Origin of the sequence: Melissococcus plutonius ATCC 35311, from assembly GCF_000270185.1 — a bacterium.
Lineage (GTDB): Bacteria > Bacillota > Bacilli > Lactobacillales > Enterococcaceae > Melissococcus > Melissococcus plutonius.
Window position 1 is genome coordinate 724,740 of record NC_015516.1, and the last position, 16,252, is coordinate 740,991.

At 32.4% G+C, this 16,252-nt stretch carries 12 protein-coding genes; 6 read left to right on the forward strand and 6 right to left on the reverse strand.

All coding sequences use genetic code 11. From position 1 onward, the window contains the following. The first annotated feature begins 165 nt into the window (after nucleotides 1-165). Nucleotides 166-2,757, forward strand: a complete 2,592-nt coding sequence (adhE, locus tag MPTP_RS03055) for a bifunctional acetaldehyde-CoA/alcohol dehydrogenase (RefSeq protein ID WP_013773598.1) — start codon at nucleotides 166-168, stop codon at nucleotides 2,755-2,757. A gap of 456 nt (nucleotides 2,758-3,213) precedes the next feature. Here adhE and MPTP_RS03060 read toward each other — a convergent pair whose 3' ends face one another. Continuing rightward, nucleotides 3,214-3,837, reverse strand: a complete 624-nt coding sequence (locus MPTP_RS03060) for a TetR-like C-terminal domain-containing protein (RefSeq protein ID WP_013773599.1) — start codon at nucleotides 3,835-3,837, stop codon at nucleotides 3,214-3,216. Nucleotides 3,838-3,983: 146 nt separating this feature from the next. On the opposite strand from MPTP_RS03060, the gene MPTP_RS03065 reads away from it, so the two are divergent. Both MPTP_RS03065 and MPTP_RS03070 read left to right on the forward strand, forming a co-directional pair. Further along, the gene (locus tag MPTP_RS03065) at nucleotides 3,984-5,336 is read left to right on the forward strand and encodes a YhgE/Pip domain-containing protein (protein WP_013773600.1); all 1,353 of its coding nucleotides are present in this window, start codon (nucleotides 3,984-3,986) and stop codon (nucleotides 5,334-5,336) included. After that, the gene (locus tag MPTP_RS03070) at nucleotides 5,311-6,978 is read left to right on the forward strand and encodes a YhgE/Pip domain-containing protein (protein ID WP_013773601.1); all 1,668 of its coding nucleotides are present in this window, start codon (nucleotides 5,311-5,313) and stop codon (nucleotides 6,976-6,978) included. Before MPTP_RS03065 ends, MPTP_RS03070 begins: the two co-directional genes overlap by 26 nt. 169 nt (nucleotides 6,979-7,147) lie before the next feature. Here the strand turns inward: MPTP_RS03070 and fni are convergent, their stop codons facing one another. Genes fni through mvk form a run of 4 tightly spaced genes read right to left on the reverse strand, consistent with a single transcriptional unit; the run spans nucleotide 7,148 to nucleotide 11,232 of the window. Continuing rightward, nucleotides 7,148-8,215 (reverse strand): type 2 isopentenyl-diphosphate Delta-isomerase, encoded by a 1,068-nt coding sequence (gene fni, locus MPTP_RS03075; protein WP_080580424.1) that lies wholly within the window; start codon nucleotides 8,213-8,215, stop codon nucleotides 7,148-7,150. Continuing rightward, nucleotides 8,157-9,290, reverse strand: coding sequence for a phosphomevalonate kinase (locus MPTP_RS03080; RefSeq protein WP_013773604.1), 1,134 nt, complete (start codon nucleotides 9,288-9,290; stop codon nucleotides 8,157-8,159). The genes fni and MPTP_RS03080 overlap by 59 nt, the downstream gene beginning before the upstream one ends. Beyond that, nucleotides 9,287-10,288, reverse strand: coding sequence for a diphosphomevalonate decarboxylase (gene mvaD, locus MPTP_RS03085; protein ID WP_013773605.1), 1,002 nt, complete (start codon nucleotides 10,286-10,288; stop codon nucleotides 9,287-9,289). The genes MPTP_RS03080 and mvaD overlap by 4 nt, the downstream gene beginning before the upstream one ends. After that, a complete protein-coding gene (mvk, locus tag MPTP_RS03090) occupies nucleotides 10,285-11,232 on the reverse strand; it encodes a mevalonate kinase (protein WP_013773606.1) in 948 nt (315 codons plus the stop codon). The genes mvaD and mvk overlap by 4 nt, the downstream gene beginning before the upstream one ends. 826 nt (nucleotides 11,233-12,058) lie before the next feature. Between mvk and MPTP_RS03095 the strand changes: the two genes are divergently transcribed. After that, nucleotides 12,059-13,726, forward strand: a complete 1,668-nt coding sequence (locus tag MPTP_RS03095; protein WP_013773607.1) for a peptide ABC transporter substrate-binding protein — start codon at nucleotides 12,059-12,061, stop codon at nucleotides 13,724-13,726. Between the two features lie 82 nt (nucleotides 13,727-13,808). On the opposite strand, the gene MPTP_RS03100 is transcribed toward MPTP_RS03095, so the two are convergent. Then, the gene (locus tag MPTP_RS03100; RefSeq protein ID WP_013773608.1) at nucleotides 13,809-14,165 is read right to left on the reverse strand and encodes a DUF3899 domain-containing protein; all 357 of its coding nucleotides are present in this window, start codon (nucleotides 14,163-14,165) and stop codon (nucleotides 13,809-13,811) included. Nucleotides 14,166-14,254: 89 nt separating this feature from the next. Here MPTP_RS03100 and opp3b point away from each other — a divergent pair, with 89 nt between their 5' ends. Further along, nucleotides 14,255-15,196: an oligopeptide ABC transporter permease gene (gene opp3b / locus MPTP_RS03105; RefSeq protein ID WP_013773609.1), complete on the forward strand. Its 942-nt coding sequence runs from the start codon at nucleotides 14,255-14,257 to the stop codon at nucleotides 15,194-15,196. Further along, nucleotides 15,196-16,248: an oligopeptide ABC transporter permease gene (opp3C, locus tag MPTP_RS03110; RefSeq protein ID WP_013773610.1), complete on the forward strand. Its 1,053-nt coding sequence runs from the start codon at nucleotides 15,196-15,198 to the stop codon at nucleotides 16,246-16,248. The genes opp3b and opp3C overlap by 1 nt, the downstream gene beginning before the upstream one ends. Nucleotides 16,249-16,252: the final 4 nt, after the last annotated feature.

The window sequence follows — 16,252 nt, forward strand, 5'->3', positions numbered from 1 at the left end:
AATATCTAATTTACATAAATTTAATTAATTTTTTAATAGATAACGATTACATTCTAAAACGTGTGAAAAAAATCACAAAAATCCTTTACAACTTTATTTGATTGTTATATGATGAATATGTGAAAAAATTAACAAAATAAAATGTTAATCTTTAGGAGGATTTTTATGGCCCAAGCGAAAAAAGAGGTAGGACAAGAAATGGATATTCAAACAATGATTAATGAATTGGCAGGCAAGGCAAATGTGGCTTTGAAAGAAATGGCAAATTTCGATCAAGAAAAAGTTGATCATATTGTTCATCAAATGGCAATAGCTGCATTGGATCAACATATGCAATTGGCAAAATTGGCAGTAGAAGAAACTGGTCGAGGTATTGTTGAAGATAAAGCAATTAAAAATATTTATGCTTCTGAATATATATGGAATAGTATCAAAAATAATAAAACGGTTGGTATTATCAATGAAGATGACCAAACTGGTTTAATCGAAATAGCAGAACCAGTAGGTGTCATTTGTGGTGTTACGCCAACAACGAATCCTACATCAACGACTATTTTTAAATCTTTAATTGCCTTAAAAACACGAAATCCAATTATTTTTGCTTTTCATCCAAGTGCACAACAATGTTCAAAGAAAGCAGCCATGATTGTTAGAGATTCAGCAATTCAGGCAGGAGCACCAGAAAATTGTGTTCAATGGATTGAATACCCATCTATTGAAGCTACTTCTGCATTGATGAATCACTCAGGTATAGCTACCGTGTTGGCTACAGGGGGAGCTGGTATGGTAAAATCTGCTTATTCAACTGGAAAACCAGCTTTGGGAGTTGGACCTGGAAATGTCCCTTCCTATATTGAAAAAACAGCAAATATTAAGCGTGCCGTTAACGATTTGATTATTTCAAAATCATTTGATAATGGAATGATTTGTGCTTCAGAACAAGCAATTATTGTAGATAAAGAGATTTACGCAGCTATTAAAGAAGAATTTGAAGCACACCAAGTTTATTTTATTAAACCAAATGAATTAAGTAAACTAGAAGATGCTGTAATGAATGAAGAAAAAACAGCTGTAAATCCAGTAATTGTAGGTAATTCTGCTGAGGTAATTGCCAATTTAGCAGGCATCAAGGTACCAAAAGGAACAAAAATTTTAGTTGCTGAATTAGAAGGTGTTGGAGCGAAATATCCATTATCACGTGAAAAACTATCTCCTATCCTTGCTATGATAAAGGCAAATAATACAGAACAAGCGCTTGATTTATGTGAAGCAATGCTAGAATTAGGTGGATTAGGACATACAGCAGTTATTCATACAGAAGATGAAGGATTGCAAGTTAACTTTGGTTTACGAATGAAAGCTTGTCGTATCCTGGTTAATTCTCCTTCAGCAGAAGGTGGTATAGGAAATATTTATAATGAAATGATTCCATCTTTAACTTTAGGTTGTGGTTCATATGGAAAGAATTCTGTTTCTAAAAATGTTTCTTCTATTAACCTAATTAACGTTAAAACAATTGCGAAACGGAGAAATAATATGCAATGGATTAAATTACCACGAGTTTACTTTGAAAAAAACTCTTTACAATATTTACAAACAATGGAAAATGTTGAACGAGTAATGCTGGTTTGTGATCCTGGAATGGTTCAATTTGGATATGCAGATATAGTAGTAAAAGAATTGCAAAAACGTGCTAACGATATAAAACTTGTTACTTTTTCTGAAGTTGAACCAAATCCATCAACCAATACTGTTTATGCGGGTACTAAGATGATGAGAGAATTTGAACCAGACACAATTATTGCCTTAGGTGGTGGTTCAGCAATGGATGCTGCAAAAGGTATGTGGATGTTCTATGAACACCCAGACACTTCATTCTTTGGTGCAAAACAAGAATTCTTAGATATTCGTAAACGAACGTACAAAATTAAAAAAGCCGTGAAATCAAAGCTCGTTTGTATTCCTACAACTTCCGGAACAGGGGCAGAAGTAACGCCATTTGCTGTAATTACTGATAGTGATACACATGTAAAATACCCATTAGCAGATTATGCATTAACACCTGATGTAGCTATTGTTGATCCACAATTTGTTTTATCTGTACCCGCTTCTGTAACTGCAGATACTGGAATGGATGTCCTAACTCATGCCATTGAATCTTATGTCTCAGTCATGGCTTCTGATTACACACGTGGACTCAGTCTACAGGCAATTAAATTAGTTATCGAAAATTTAGAAAAATCCGTAAATACAGCAGATATGGAAGCACGTGAAAAAATGCATAATGCTTCAACAATGGCTGGTATGGCATTTGCAAATGCATTCTTGGGAATTACTCATTCTATTGCACATAAAATTGGTGGAGAATATAATATTCCACATGGTCGTACTGTAGGTATATTATTGCCTCATGTGATTCGTTATAATGCAACTGATCCATCAAAACATGCAATGTTTCCTAAATATGATTACTTTAGAGCGGATACAGATTATGCTGATATTGCTAAATTCATTGGATTAAAAGGAAAGGATACTGCTGAGTTGGTTGAAGCCCTGGCAACAACGGTTTATGAACTTGGTCAAAAAGTTGGAATCAAAATGAACTTAAAAGATCAAGGTGTCACAAAAGCAGTACTTGATTCTACTGTTGATCGAATGGCAGAATTATCTTATGAAGATCAATGTACAACTGCCAATCCAAAAGAACCATTAATTAGTGAATTAAAACAAATTATTATTAATGCCTATAACGGTTAATATAATTCATAATAAAAATTATTAATGTTAGAGAATTAAGATGAAATAGCTAAAAGGATATACAAATTTAGCTATTTCAGCTTAATTTTTGTATAGGTTTATCGTAAACATGGGCTGAATCATCAATTTATGAATAGTGAGATTGGATATAAGAAGAAATCATTGATACACATTGTTAACTAAAAATAGAATTACATAGGATATGGTAAATGTTTTTTTAATAGTAGGAAATTTTGTATTCTGTCAAGATAGATAATTTATGTCAATGTACAGCTATCAATGCTATTAACCATCAAGTTAAAAACTGAATAAAAACGTCGAATTTGATCAATTAGCTAAATTGATTAAATTCGACGTTTTTCTATATTATAAATGAAGTGCAAATGCCACATTTTGATCAGTAAATGGTTCGGTTATAGTAGTCTATAATAGATATATTTTTTGATTTTATTATAATTATTCTTTTGCTTTATCCACCAATGATGTTAATGGACTAGTTACATTTGCTGAAGTAAGGATAGCACCGATTTCTTCCGGACTTTCAACCATTCCTTTTTCCAACCAATGTAAGATAATTTCTGTTGGAACATCAAAAAAAATAATATTTAGATAGTCGTCGGGAACAAGTGGAAATTGTTCTTTTAAGTCTGGAAGATAATCATTAAAAAAATAAGCAAGCAAACGCCATAAAGCCACCTTTAATTGTGAATAAAAATTTGGATCACCATTTTTACCCAACATCATAGTAACGATAACTTTTGCTTTTTGTGCATCTTTAATTGCTTCCAATAAATCTTGATAATTAATTAATAAGGTAGGATTTTTTTTAAAATCAATACGTTCCGGAATCTGTCGTTTTTCACTAATATTATTAATAAATTCTGTAATAATTTCTATACTAAGTTTTTCGATTAAATCATAGGTATCTTGATAATGGAGATAAAACGTTGAACGATTAATATCTGCTACACGACAGAGTTCTGAAACTTTTACTTCCTTAATATTTTTTTCCTCCGCTAGTTTAATCAATGCGTTATAAATTTTTTGTTTAGTTTTTTCCTTTTTTGTATTTGTCTTCATTTTATTGTTCTCCTTTTTCATAATATAAATCAACAGTTTTCTGAAAATTGTTGGTTGCATTTTCTTTTTTTTGATTATATAATTTATCTCAGGCAAAATCAACAGATTGTCTATTTATGAAATAATTGTTTTAAGAGGTGAACATAATGATTAAAAAAGAATGGAAACATATTTCAAAAAATAAGCTTGTTATTGCTACTTTGTTCATAATGATGCTTATTCCGGCCCTGTATAGTATTATTTTTCTTGGATCAGTGTGGGATCCTTATGGGCATCTTGATCGTTTGCCTGTTGCGGTTGTAAATCAAGATAAATCTGCTGATTTTGAATCAAAAAAAGTTGCTGTGGGAGATGATCTAACTAAAAAGTTAAAAGACGATGGATCACTTGATTTTCACTTTGTTTCATCGGAAAAAGCAAAAAAGGGATTAGAAAATGGTGACTACTATATGAAAGTCACTATTCCAGAAAATTTTTCAAAAAATGCAACAACAATTTTAAAGAAACATCCAAAACCAATGAACATTACATATGAAACAACTAAAGGAAGAGGATACACAGCATATAAAATGTCAGATACAGCTATGATGAAAATGAAAAATAGTGTTTCATCAAAGGTAACTGAAATGTATTCAAAGGCTTTACTCTCACAATTTGGTGTTATAGGTAAAGGAATGGCAGATGCTTCTACTGGTGGCAATAAATTAAAAACCGGTACAAAGAAACTAGAAGATGCCTCAAAATTAGTTGCGAAAAATTTAGACAAACTTTCGTCTAGTTCTTTACAGTTTTCTGAAGGTGCTCAAACATTAACAGTTGGTATCAAACAATATGTTGATGGAGCTAGTCAGGTAGATGATGGTACTCAAACTCTTGCAAATGGGCTAACTACCCTAAGCGATGGTGTGCCAGCCTTAACCAATGGAATGAATCAGTTAAATACTGGATCAACAAACTTGGCAACAGGCGTTGAGCAATATACTGGGGGAGTTGGTAGTCTTTCTTCAGCTTCTTCTCAATTAAGTTCAGGAATGAATCAATTGGCATCAAAAATTCCAGCTATGACAAATGGTGTTTCAAAATTATCTGATGGCTCTAAAAACTTAAATAAGGGAGTTAATCAGTTTGTTAACGGAACAGGAACAATCAGTAAACATAGCGAAGAATTCTCAGATCAATTACACAAATTAGATGCACAAACCAGTCAATTGCCTGAAAATGTTCAAAACTTGGCAAATGGCACTCAGAAACTATCCGATACGCTTCAGGCAACAAAAATGTCTGAGGAACAAAAAAATCAATTAACAACCTATGTAGAAGGTGTTCATACCTATCTTGCTCAAGTATCTGAATTACTAGGTAGTATGGATTCATCAAGTTTAGACAATTCATCAGCAATGAAACAAAACTTAATTAACTTATCAACAGATTTAAATCAGTTGACTAACAGTGTTTCTTCTACTAGTCAACAAATTGAAAAAGCAAAAAACTGCAATTAAAACAAGCTATGATCAAGATTTAAAAACAAATGCTGATTCTGTTATTGCCACTTTAGAAGGGCAAGGAGTTACTTTGAATGACGCACAAAAATCTTCAGTTCTTAGTGCAATGAAAAATCAGAATAGTCAAATGTTACATGCTGCAGATCAAATTTCTATTGATACAGCTCAGTTAACAAGTACTTTGTCAACAGTTAAAGATAATTTAAATAACATAGAACATTCAACAGATAAGACTAAAAATATTTCTGAAGCTGATATCAATAAATTAAAAGCAGAATCAGATAAACTAGCTGCTGGAAGTTCTACAGCAACACCAGTATTATCAAATGTGGTAAATGGTATGTATAAATTATCTAATTCACCAGATATTGAAAGAATCAATCAAGGTGCAACTGCATTAGCAAATAATGTTCCAAGAGTCAGTGCTGGTATTCATCAATTTGCAGAAAGTTCAACAGAACTAGCCGCAGGAACAACGAAGTTAAGTGAAAATGGAAAATCATTGATTAATGGAACAACAAATTTATCTAATGGATTAACAGCAGTTGGTCAGGGATTACCCGCTTTATCATCTGGTGTAAATCAATTGGCAACTGGAACAAATCAATTAAATCAAGGAACTAAACAATTAGCAAGTAAATCTGGAGATTTAACAAAAGGAGCTAATCAATTATCTACCGGATTAGAAACTATTGATCAAAAGATGCCAACTTTAGGCAGTGGTATTAATAAACTTGCAGATGGTTCAAAACAATTAGCTAGTGGAACTTCACAATTAAAAAGTAATGGTGGAAAATTAGTTAGTGGTTCTGATAAATTAGGTGATGGTGCTAATCAAATTGCTGGTGGCGGTGGTCAATTGGCAAGTGGTGAAACACAAATAGCTGGTTCACTAGGCAAGGTAAAAACTGGTTTATCAGATTTATCTGGTAGTTTAGCTAAAGGTGCAAATGGTATTAAAAAAGTTAATACCAAGAAAAATTCTGCTAATGCTTTAGCTTCTCCTGTAAAATCTAATCATAAGGATAAAAATACTGTAGCTGATAATGGAACAGGAATGGCACCTTACTTACTATCGCTTGCTTTGTTTGTAGGTGCAATAACAATGAATGTAATTTTTGATGCCTTTAAACCAAAAAGCAAACCAACAAATGGCGTTGCTTGGTGGGCAAGTAAAATGTCTGTTTTAGGATTAGTAAGTCTAGTACAAGCTGTATTTGCTTATTGTGCTGTATTGCTTTTAGGTATGCATTCAGTTCATCCAGCTAAATTATTTTTCTTGTTGCTAGTTACTGCAATAACTTTCATGTCAATTGTTACCTTATTAAATGTTGTTTTAAGTAAACTTGGTTCCTTCTTGGCATTGATTTTATTGCTTTTCCAATTATCTGGATCAGGTGGAACTTACCCAATTCAATTGTCAGGTGGTTTTTATCAATTTATTCATCCATTTTTACCAATGACCTATTCAATAAATGCTATACGTCAATGTATAGGTATGGATGGATCGGTAACTCCTGATTTACTCGTTCTACTTGTTTTATTGGTTATTAGTAATTTATTGATGATTCTTTTCTTTAGTAAAAATGTTAAGAATCCAAAATTATTTATTGACGAAGATTGGGAAAATGCTATCTAGTTTTTAATAGACACATAAAGTTAAAATTACACGTTAAATTAAATCAGCTCTTAAAATCAAATGTTATTTTGATTTTAAGAGCTGATTTTTTTCTATATAAAAAGTTATGGTGATAAGCAAAGGGAATTGTGCAAGGGAGTCTTACAGAATTTTGCATAGTAAAAGTTATTTATTGATTGAAATTATCCCTAAAAGCAAAAGCACGATAATCGATTCCACGACTTTTACACCAGCTTATGATGAAAGGATCAAAAACGATATCTGTAGTATTTAAATCAGCAGTCCGTTTCTTTCCTAGTAGGGTATATAAAATTTTCAATTCCTCTTGCCATTTTTGAACGAGTTGTATGGTTAAATCTAATCCATCATTTATTAAAGAATCAAGAATAGTACCAGCGATACCAACACTGCTAGCACCAAGACTTAGAGCTTTAACAATATCCAAGGAATGACGGATGCCACCAGAAGCAAGAACAGTCATTTCATCATGTAGATTAGTAGATTCTAAAAGTGAAATAATTGTTGATTGACCCCAGTCATTTAGAAATGCCAATTCCTTTTTCTCCCGCCTAGCATTTTCAATTTGAATAAAATTAGTTCCACCTTGACCACTGATATCAACAGCCTTTACACCAATTTTTTGTAATTTTTTTAATGTTTCTTGGCTCATTCCAAAACCGACTTCTTTAACAATGAGGGGAATAGCTAATTGTTCAGTGAGCAGTTGGATTGAATCAAGCCAGTTTCTAAAATCACGATCGCCTTCAGGCATCACTAATTCTTGTGCCAAATTAACATGAATTTGTAAACCATCCGCCTGAATTAAATCAATTGCACGTTTTGCTTGTTCTAAAGAACAACCAGCACCAAGATTAGTAAAAATAATGCCTTTTGGATTTTCTTTGCGTATAATTTGATAGGTATCTATTAATTTAGGACCTTTCAAAGCAGCATTAACAGAACCGGTAGCCACCATGATACCCGTTTCTTTTGCAATGATGCCAATCTGTTGATTAATGAGTTTTGATTTTTTGCTTCCACCGGTGATTGCATTAATAAAAAAAGGAGAAGAAAAAGAAAAACCAAGAAATGAAGTCGAAAGATTAACCTGTGACATGGCCATTTCTGAAAAAGATTGATGAACAAAATGAACGCCATCAAAATCATTTGAATTTTCTTTATGAAAGGCTTGTGCTAGAGCAAGATGATCGTCTTTTCTGTTCGTTTTTTTGTTCATTATTCCCTCCATAAGTATAGACATGTAAAGGCAAAGGCGTAATGCCTTCTTTTTCCCAAGCGCTCATTATGGGCAAAATACTCGATTTTTGCTTAAAAATAACTATCCCACAATCACCACCACCTGCACCGGACGATTTTGAAGCACCATTATAGGATTCAGCAAGGTCGCAAAGATGTTTTAAAGCACAAGTTTCAATACAAACGCCAGTTAGAATGGAAAGTTGTTGTAATAATTCTCGATTTTTTTTAATTTGTTTTTGAATTAAAGAAATATTATTTGTTTGAAATCCTTGAATCATTGCATCAACACATTGTTTACTTTGAGTCAAGAAATAATGATAATTTAACAGCTTATTTGTTTTAGAGCGATGTACTTGATCAACCAAATCAAAAGTTGAAGCAGGACTACCCGTCCAACCAATTAATAATCGTAAGCGTTTAGGTACAGATAAACGTTGGATAGATAAATTTGGCCATTTAAGACTTAATAATTTTGTTAAAGATACTTGTTGTTTTTTTTGATTGACCCAATGATGATTAAAGGTAGAAAAGGCAATCCAACCACCATAACAACTTGCAGCAATATCGCCACAAGAACCATTTCCTTGAACAGCAAGATGGGCTAGAGCAGAAAGCTTAAAAATTTCAATTTCTGTTAAGTTTAGTTTGTAAAATAAATTCAAAGCTTTAATAGTAGCAACAGTTACTGCACCACTTGATCCCAAGCCGTATTTTCTCCCATTTGAGCTATCCAGCTCACTTGTTATTTTTAAATGATAGAAGGATAGTCTTTTATTTTGTTCAGCAGCATACTCTTCTGTTAAATGAATTGCTGTAAGAACGTAATGAAAAGGATTCTCTCGAATATCTAAAACTAATTTGCCAGCACGTCTTGTCCATTGAATGGGAAGAGAACTATATTGTTCTGATTGAATGCTGCCAGCATTTTCAGCTTGGTTTAGTGTGACTGTTACAAATTGATCTACAGCAACAATAATCGCAGGATGCCCTGGTTCAACGACAGCATATTCACCAGCGATAAAAAGTTTCCCGGGTGTTGAGACTTCAATCATTTGTCATTTTGCCTTCTTTCTTTAAGTATACAAATGCCTGGACCGGCTAGAGCAGAAATCAACTGATTCTCTGAGAAAAAATTTATAAGAAAATCATGAAGAATTTTTAGATTTTTTTTCTCTACTAAAACTTTTACATTAGGACCAGCATCCATTGTAAAATAACATGGAATACCTTGTTTTCTTGCTTGACGAATACTTTTCATAGCTTTCATACTTTCCTCAGACCAATAAGTGAATGGTGGATGGGCACCTAATGTTGTTGCGTGCATTTTTAAGGCATTAGCTTCAATCGTTTTTCCCAATAATTGAAAATCTTTTTCTTTAATGGCGTGTTTTGCCTGTTTTAGATCTTTATCTACAGTTTCTAGCCAACCTGGGTAAAAACAAGAAGTTTCGACAGTTTTTTGCATCCCTGAGCGACTAGAGACTTCTTTTATTTGGTCATTTACAACAATAAATAACATTGCTAATTCTTTTTCCCAATTATCAGCAAATAAGGGCAGAGCAAATGAATTTTCATCCTTTGTTCCTTTTTCCCATTCTGAAAAGCCACCATAAATACTTCGACAAGCTGATCCAGAACCTCGTCTAGCTAATCGAGATAATTCTTTTAAGGAAAGATTAAGATGTAATGCTTCACTACAAGCGCCAGCTAATGCGGCAAATCCACTAGCCGAAGAAGCTAAACCTGCTCCTGTAGGTACATGATTTTTGCTTTCAATTTTTGCATATTCATTCACGCCAAAAGATTGTCGAATAAAATTTAAAAATTGATGAATTTTTTTCTCCTCTTTAGATGTCTGTCGTTGTCCGTTTAAGAAAAATTGATCTTCATTTAAAGAGCTGGTAAATTTCACTGTTGTATCGGTATAAAAAGCATCCAAAGTTAAGGATAAGCTATTATTCATTGGAATAATCAGAGAATTATCTTTTTTCCCCCAGTATTTGATTAAAGCAATATTTGTATAGGCACGTGCACTTCCCATATTGTTCATTGTTTCACTCCTAATGGCTGAATCCAAGTTTTTTTTGCACCTGCATTCAATAGTGCTTTGGCAATTTGTTCTGCTGTTTGTTCATTATTCGATAGTGTAATAACACAACCACCTCGACCGCTACCCGTTAATTTGGCACCGGTTGCTCCATTGTTATGAGCAATTTCTATTAGATTGTCAATTGGTTTATTACTAACACCTAGTGTTTTGAGTACCTCTTGTGCTTGATTCATTATTTTTCCTAATAAACTAGCTTGATTTTTGGTCATTGCTTGTTTTGCTTGTTCGGTTAATTCTCCTAGTATTTGAAATTTTTTCATTGTTGCTTGTTTTTTAGAGTCAAACAGACAAGCGACAGCCTTCACTGCTTCTCGTGTCTGACCTTTTATACCTGTATCAGCAACAATTAAATAAGCATTAGTTAGTTTTAGTTCAATAGGTTGAATAGGTTGTTCTTTCATAAAATATAATGGATGAACGCTGCTTGTTGCTGCTGCATCAATTCCACTTGGATTGCAGTGAGCAATTTTTTCTGAAAAACTGACTAGATTTAACAACTCTTCAGATGAACTTGGCGTATAAGAAAAATAATCAAAAAAAGCACGGACTAAAGCAACAGCCGTAGCGGCACTAGATCCCATTCCTCTTTCCGAAGGGATCGTACTTTTAATAGTAATCTGAAACTTATGGTCTGTTTTGTGTAAAAAGACCAATAATTTTTCAACTAATTTACGAATATTTTTTAATTGATCAGGCACAGAGGAAAGCATTCCGGAATAATAGCTACAATTAAGTAGCATTTGTTCATTAGGAGAAATTTCTGCCATTATTTTTACTTGTTGGAAAGGAAGAGCAATTGCTGGCTTTCCATAAATAACTGAATGTTCACCCATTAAAATGATTTTTCCTGTTGCATATCCAATTCCTGATTGTTGTTCATTCATTAAATAAACCATCCTTTTATAGATTAAATCCTCGTTAGGTAGAAAATGAGCTTTAAATCTATCTTATTAAGCATACCATAAATTATTTATTGCTAATAAAGGATTAAATAATTCTGATAAAAATAAAAGAATAAAATTTTTATAGATGACAATAAAATTATAGTATAAGCATCCTATTTTTATAAAAATAGCCTTGAGATTTATTTCTATAAAAATATAAATTAACTTTTAATAGTGTAACTAAAAAAAAGCTAGAAGTAAATCGTTTAAGTGCTTACAATATGAATTTTTAAAAAAGTCATACAGATGGGATTTGTTAATCGTTAAATATTATTTATTTAGCATAGATATTTGTAATTCTTGCTGTTCATTCATTAGAAATTCAGAAGTTTTTTGAAAAGGGTAGATTCATGAATAAGATATATAGGTTAAGTAGAGGAATCAGTAATTTAAATAGTAGGGAAATCAAAAATTCATTCTAAATCTTCATCCGATGAGAGCGACAAATCCATTCATTTAGATTTATCGGTGGATTATTCATAACAAACAACAATTTAATGAATAATAAGTAATCAATTAATTTTTTTGTGAATGTTCTCATAAATATCTATTTTTTTATAAATTAAGGATACAATAAACAGTCATTAATCTATTTTTTTACAATAAAAAAATAAAAGTAAAAATTAATCTTTATTTAAGCTTTTATTAAAAAAAATTAATTTTTTTCTTGATTTTTTAATAGAGTTAGTTGTAAACTGAATCACATAGAATAAATCAATCATCAATTCTGTTTTTCAGAAAATATAAATGGTAGAGGAGGATACAAATGAAAATAAAAAAAGCAATCATTTTAAGTTTAGTTCCTTTGTTAGGATTATCATTAGCAGCTTGTAGTAGTAGCAAATCAGCTAATAAAACTTCGACATCTGGTACTGATGAAAGTAATGGCAAGCAAGTATTGAATATTGCTATACCACAAGAAGTACCCAGTATTGATTTGTCGCTAGTAACTGATACTTACGGTTTTACAATTCTAAATAATGTTTATGAAGGAATTTATCGTTTAGATAAAAACAATAAGACACAATTGGCTGGTGCTGAAAAGGTAGAAATTAACAACGATGGGACGATTTATAAAGTAAAGTTGAATAAAAAGGCACGCTGGAGTGATGACAAACCAGTAAAAGCGAAAGATTATGTTTATGGATGGCAACGTACAGTAAATCCTAAAACTTCTTCTGAATATGCTTATTTGTATAATTCTGTTAAAAATGGCAAAGAAATTAATGAGGGAAAAAAGGATCTTAAAGAATTAGGAATTAAAGCAATCAATGATTATGAATTAGAAATTACCTTACAGCAAGCAACTCCTTATTTTCAATATTTGTTGGCTATGCCGACATTTTTCCCACAAAGACAAGATATAGTAGAAAAATATGGAAAAAATTATTCAACAACAAGTGAAAGTTCCGTGTATAACGGTCCCTTTGTTTTAGCCAATTTTGATGGACCAGGTACCTCTACTAAATGGGAATACAACAAAAATAATCATTATTGGGATAAAAAAGCTGTCAAATTGGACAAAATTAACTTTAATGTTGTAAAAGAAGCGCCAACAGCCTTGAATTTATTTCAGGATAAACAAACAGATGATGTCATTTTAACGGGTGAATTAGCACAGCAAATGAGTAATGACCCTAACTTTACTTCTCAAAAACAAGCATCAACGTCTTATCTAGAATTCAATCAAAGAGATGAAAATTCTCCTTACAGGAATAAAAATCTACGGAAAGCTATTTCTTATGCTGTAGATCGTAAGGCATTGGTTAATAACATTTTAGGTGATGGTTCAATTGTCCCTAAGGGACTAGTACCAGCCGATATGGCTAAAGATCCGAAAAATGATAAAAAAGACTTTACGAGTGAAGCAGGAGACATACCTACTTACAATAAACGTAAAGCAAAAGAATATTGGGAGAAAGCAAAGAAAGAACTAGGCATCAAAGAATTAAAAATGGATATATTAGCAGTAGATACAGATTCTTTAAAAAAAATTGTTGAGTATTTACAAAATGCTATTACTGATTCGTTAAAAGATGTAAAAGTATCAGTTAGCACAGTACCTTTTTCTGTTCGTCTCGATCGTTCAAACAAGGGGGATTTTGATGTAGTCCTTGGTGCATGGAGTGCAGACTATGCAGATCCAAGTAGTTTCCTAGATCTATTTACAACGGGAAATGCTTATAATCGTGGTCGTTATACAAATAAAAATTATGATGATCTTGTTCATTCAGCTGCCACTACTAATTCAACACACCTAGAAAAGAGATGGAAAAATATGATAGATGCTGAAAAGATTATCATGGATGATATGGGTGTTGTTCCAATTTACCAAAAGGCAGAAGCACATCTACGTGCTGAGAAGGTTAAAGGGGTTGTAGCGCATCCTGCTGGTGCACAATTTGATTATAAATGGACCTATATTTCTGAATAATTTGTTTCAGTTTCATATGAACCTAGTTGTTTAATAAAAATGACCTTTGCCTTTTTATTAAAAGGCAAAGGCCTCTTGCTATCTATATTGTAAAAAAGTAAAATAATAAAGAAATAATTGCAATAATTAATAAAATCCCTCCAATTTCTAACCAAAAGTGGTAATAAGCAAATCCAATACTAGAAAATGGAATAAAATCTTTTATTTCTTCTTTTTTTTTCAATCTAAATGTTTCTTTCACAATGCGTTGAAAATTATCGAAAAAACCAGATGACATGATCCAAAAAGCGACACCGATAATTAAAAAGAAAAGGGCAGTCATAAAGAAAGTATTTGTTAATCGTAAAAAGGTGATCATGTGTTCTGTAGTTAATAAATAAATAATAATGCAAAACGATATAATCGTTGCTATCAGTATCGGTCTTTTGTTTTTTTTCATATTCTCAACTCCATCTGCTGTGTTATTCAACATTCTTACTTTAACGAAATTAGCTGATGAAGTCAAAATAAATTGGAGGTGGCGTTTTTTTGAATAGCTTTGGAAAATATTTTCTTAAACGAGTATTTTTTATGATCATTACTTTATGGTTGATTGCAACCATCACATTTTTCTTAATGAAGCTTTTACCAGGTACTCCCTATACAAATCAAGAAAAATTAAGTCCAGAAACAATCGCAATGTTAAACAAACAATCAGGATTAGACAAACCAGTTATTATTCAATATGTTATCTATTTGAAAAATTTACTTGTAGGTGATTTTGGCATTTCTTTCCAATTTAAAAATCAACCAGTTGCTAGTTTATTAGCTGGACGGATTGGTCCATCTTTACAACTTGGGGGTCAAGCCATTTTATTTGGCACTTTTGTCGGCATTCTTTTAGGAATTATTGCTGCGATGAAACAAAATACCTGGATAGATATTACTGCCACATTGGTAGCTATCTTAGGTCGATCCATCCCAAATTTTGTTTTTGCAGTATTACTCCAATATATTTTTGCCATGAAATTAAATCTTCTACCCATTGCTATGTGGAATGGTTTTTCTTATACAATTCTACCAACTATTGCTTTAGCTATGAGTCCAATGGCGGATTCTGCTAGATTTATTCGTACAGAAATGGTCGAAGTTTTACACAGTGATTATATAGAACTGGCAAAAGCTAAGGGGCTAAGTCGTTGGCAAGTTGCCTTTCGTCATGGGCTGCGCAATAGTTTAATACCATTGATTACATTATTAGGTCCTTTGGCTGTTGGATTGATGACTGGTTCTTTAGTAGTAGAAAATATTTTTGCTATTCCTGGAATTGGTGAGCAGTTTGTAAAATCAATCATGACAAATGATTATCCAACGATTATGGCAGTTACTATTCTTTATTCTGCTATGCTAGTGATAGTTATTTTAATCGTAGATTTACTTTATGGCTTAATAGATCCAAGAATTCGTGTGTCAGGGGGAAATAGAGGCTAATGGAAACTATAAATATTAAAGATGTACCTAAAGATATTAAAAGTATACCAGCAGATGATTTTCAACCACTAGACACCTTGCAATCACAAGAAAAAGAAAGAATTGCTATGCCATCTTTAAGTTTTCTACAAGATTCATGGCGTCGATTAAAAAAGAACAAGGCAGCAGTAATTTCAATGTGTATATTGAGCATTGTTCTATTAATCTCTATTGTAACAATTTGGGTTACTCCTCATAATCCGAACCAACAAAATGTTTCCTATATTAATTTACCACCTAGAATTCCAGGATTAGAAGGGATCAATGGACTAAATGGGAAAACCGTTGTTGCTAACAAGGTTGTTGATAAGTATGCAAATGCAAATGTCCCTAAAAATGTAAATTTTTATTTAGGCACAGATGGATTGGGTAGAGATGTACTCAGTCGTCTATTCATGGGCACTCGGATTTCTTTATTAATCGCATTAATTGCTGCCCTTTTGGATATCACAATTGGTGTTACCTATGGATTAATTTCTGGCATGCTAGGGGGAAAGGTTGACACAGTGATGCAGCGAATATTAGAAATCATTTCTGGCATTCCTAATTTGGTTGTTATGATTTTAATGTTAACAGTGTTGAATCCTGGTATTCTATCTATTGTTTTGGCCATGGTAATTACAAATTGGGTTTCGATGGCTCGGATTGTTCGAGCACAGGCTTTAAAATTAAAAGATCAGGAATTTGTCTTGGCAGCACAAACATTAGGAGAATCAAGAATCAAAATTGCAATTAAGCATATTTTACCAAATATCAGTAGTGTCATTATTGTGCAAATGATGTTTAGTATTCCTGCTGCAATTTTCTTTGAAGCTTTTTTAAGTTTTATTGGTCTTGGCTTACGTCCGCCAACCGCTTCTTTAGGAACCTTATTGAATGAAGGATACAAGACGTTCCGTTTCTTACCTTATTTATTATGGATACCAGCAGTAGCACTATCTGTTATTATGATTTGTTTTAATTTATTGGCTGACGGACTTCGTGATGCCTTTGATCCTAAGATGAAAGAGTAGGGGA

Coding starts and splice junctions, on each gene's coding strand:
- fni (WP_080580424.1), bottom strand. CDS start 8,215: ATGAACAAAAAAACGAACAGAAAAGACGATCATCTTGCTCTAGCACAA.
- MPTP_RS03080 (WP_013773604.1), bottom strand. CDS start 9,290: ATGATTGAAGTCTCAACACCCGGGAAACTTTTTATCGCTGGTGAATAT.
- MPTP_RS03100 (WP_013773608.1), bottom strand. CDS start 14,165: ATGAAAAAAAACAAAAGACCGATACTGATAGCAACGATTATATCGTTT.
- mvk (WP_013773606.1), bottom strand. CDS start 11,232: ATGAATGAACAACAATCAGGAATTGGATATGCAACAGGAAAAATCATT.
- MPTP_RS03095 (WP_013773607.1), top strand. CDS start 12,059: ATGAAAATAAAAAAAGCAATCATTTTAAGTTTAGTTCCTTTGTTAGGA.
- mvaD (WP_013773605.1), bottom strand. CDS start 10,288: ATGAACAATATGGGAAGTGCACGTGCCTATACAAATATTGCTTTAATC.
- opp3C (WP_013773610.1), top strand. CDS start 15,196: ATGGAAACTATAAATATTAAAGATGTACCTAAAGATATTAAAAGTATA.
- adhE (WP_013773598.1), top strand. CDS start 166: ATGGCCCAAGCGAAAAAAGAGGTAGGACAAGAAATGGATATTCAAACA.
- MPTP_RS03060 (WP_013773599.1), bottom strand. CDS start 3,837: ATGAAGACAAATACAAAAAAGGAAAAAACTAAACAAAAAATTTATAAC.
- MPTP_RS03065 (WP_013773600.1), top strand. CDS start 3,984: ATGATTAAAAAAGAATGGAAACATATTTCAAAAAATAAGCTTGTTATT.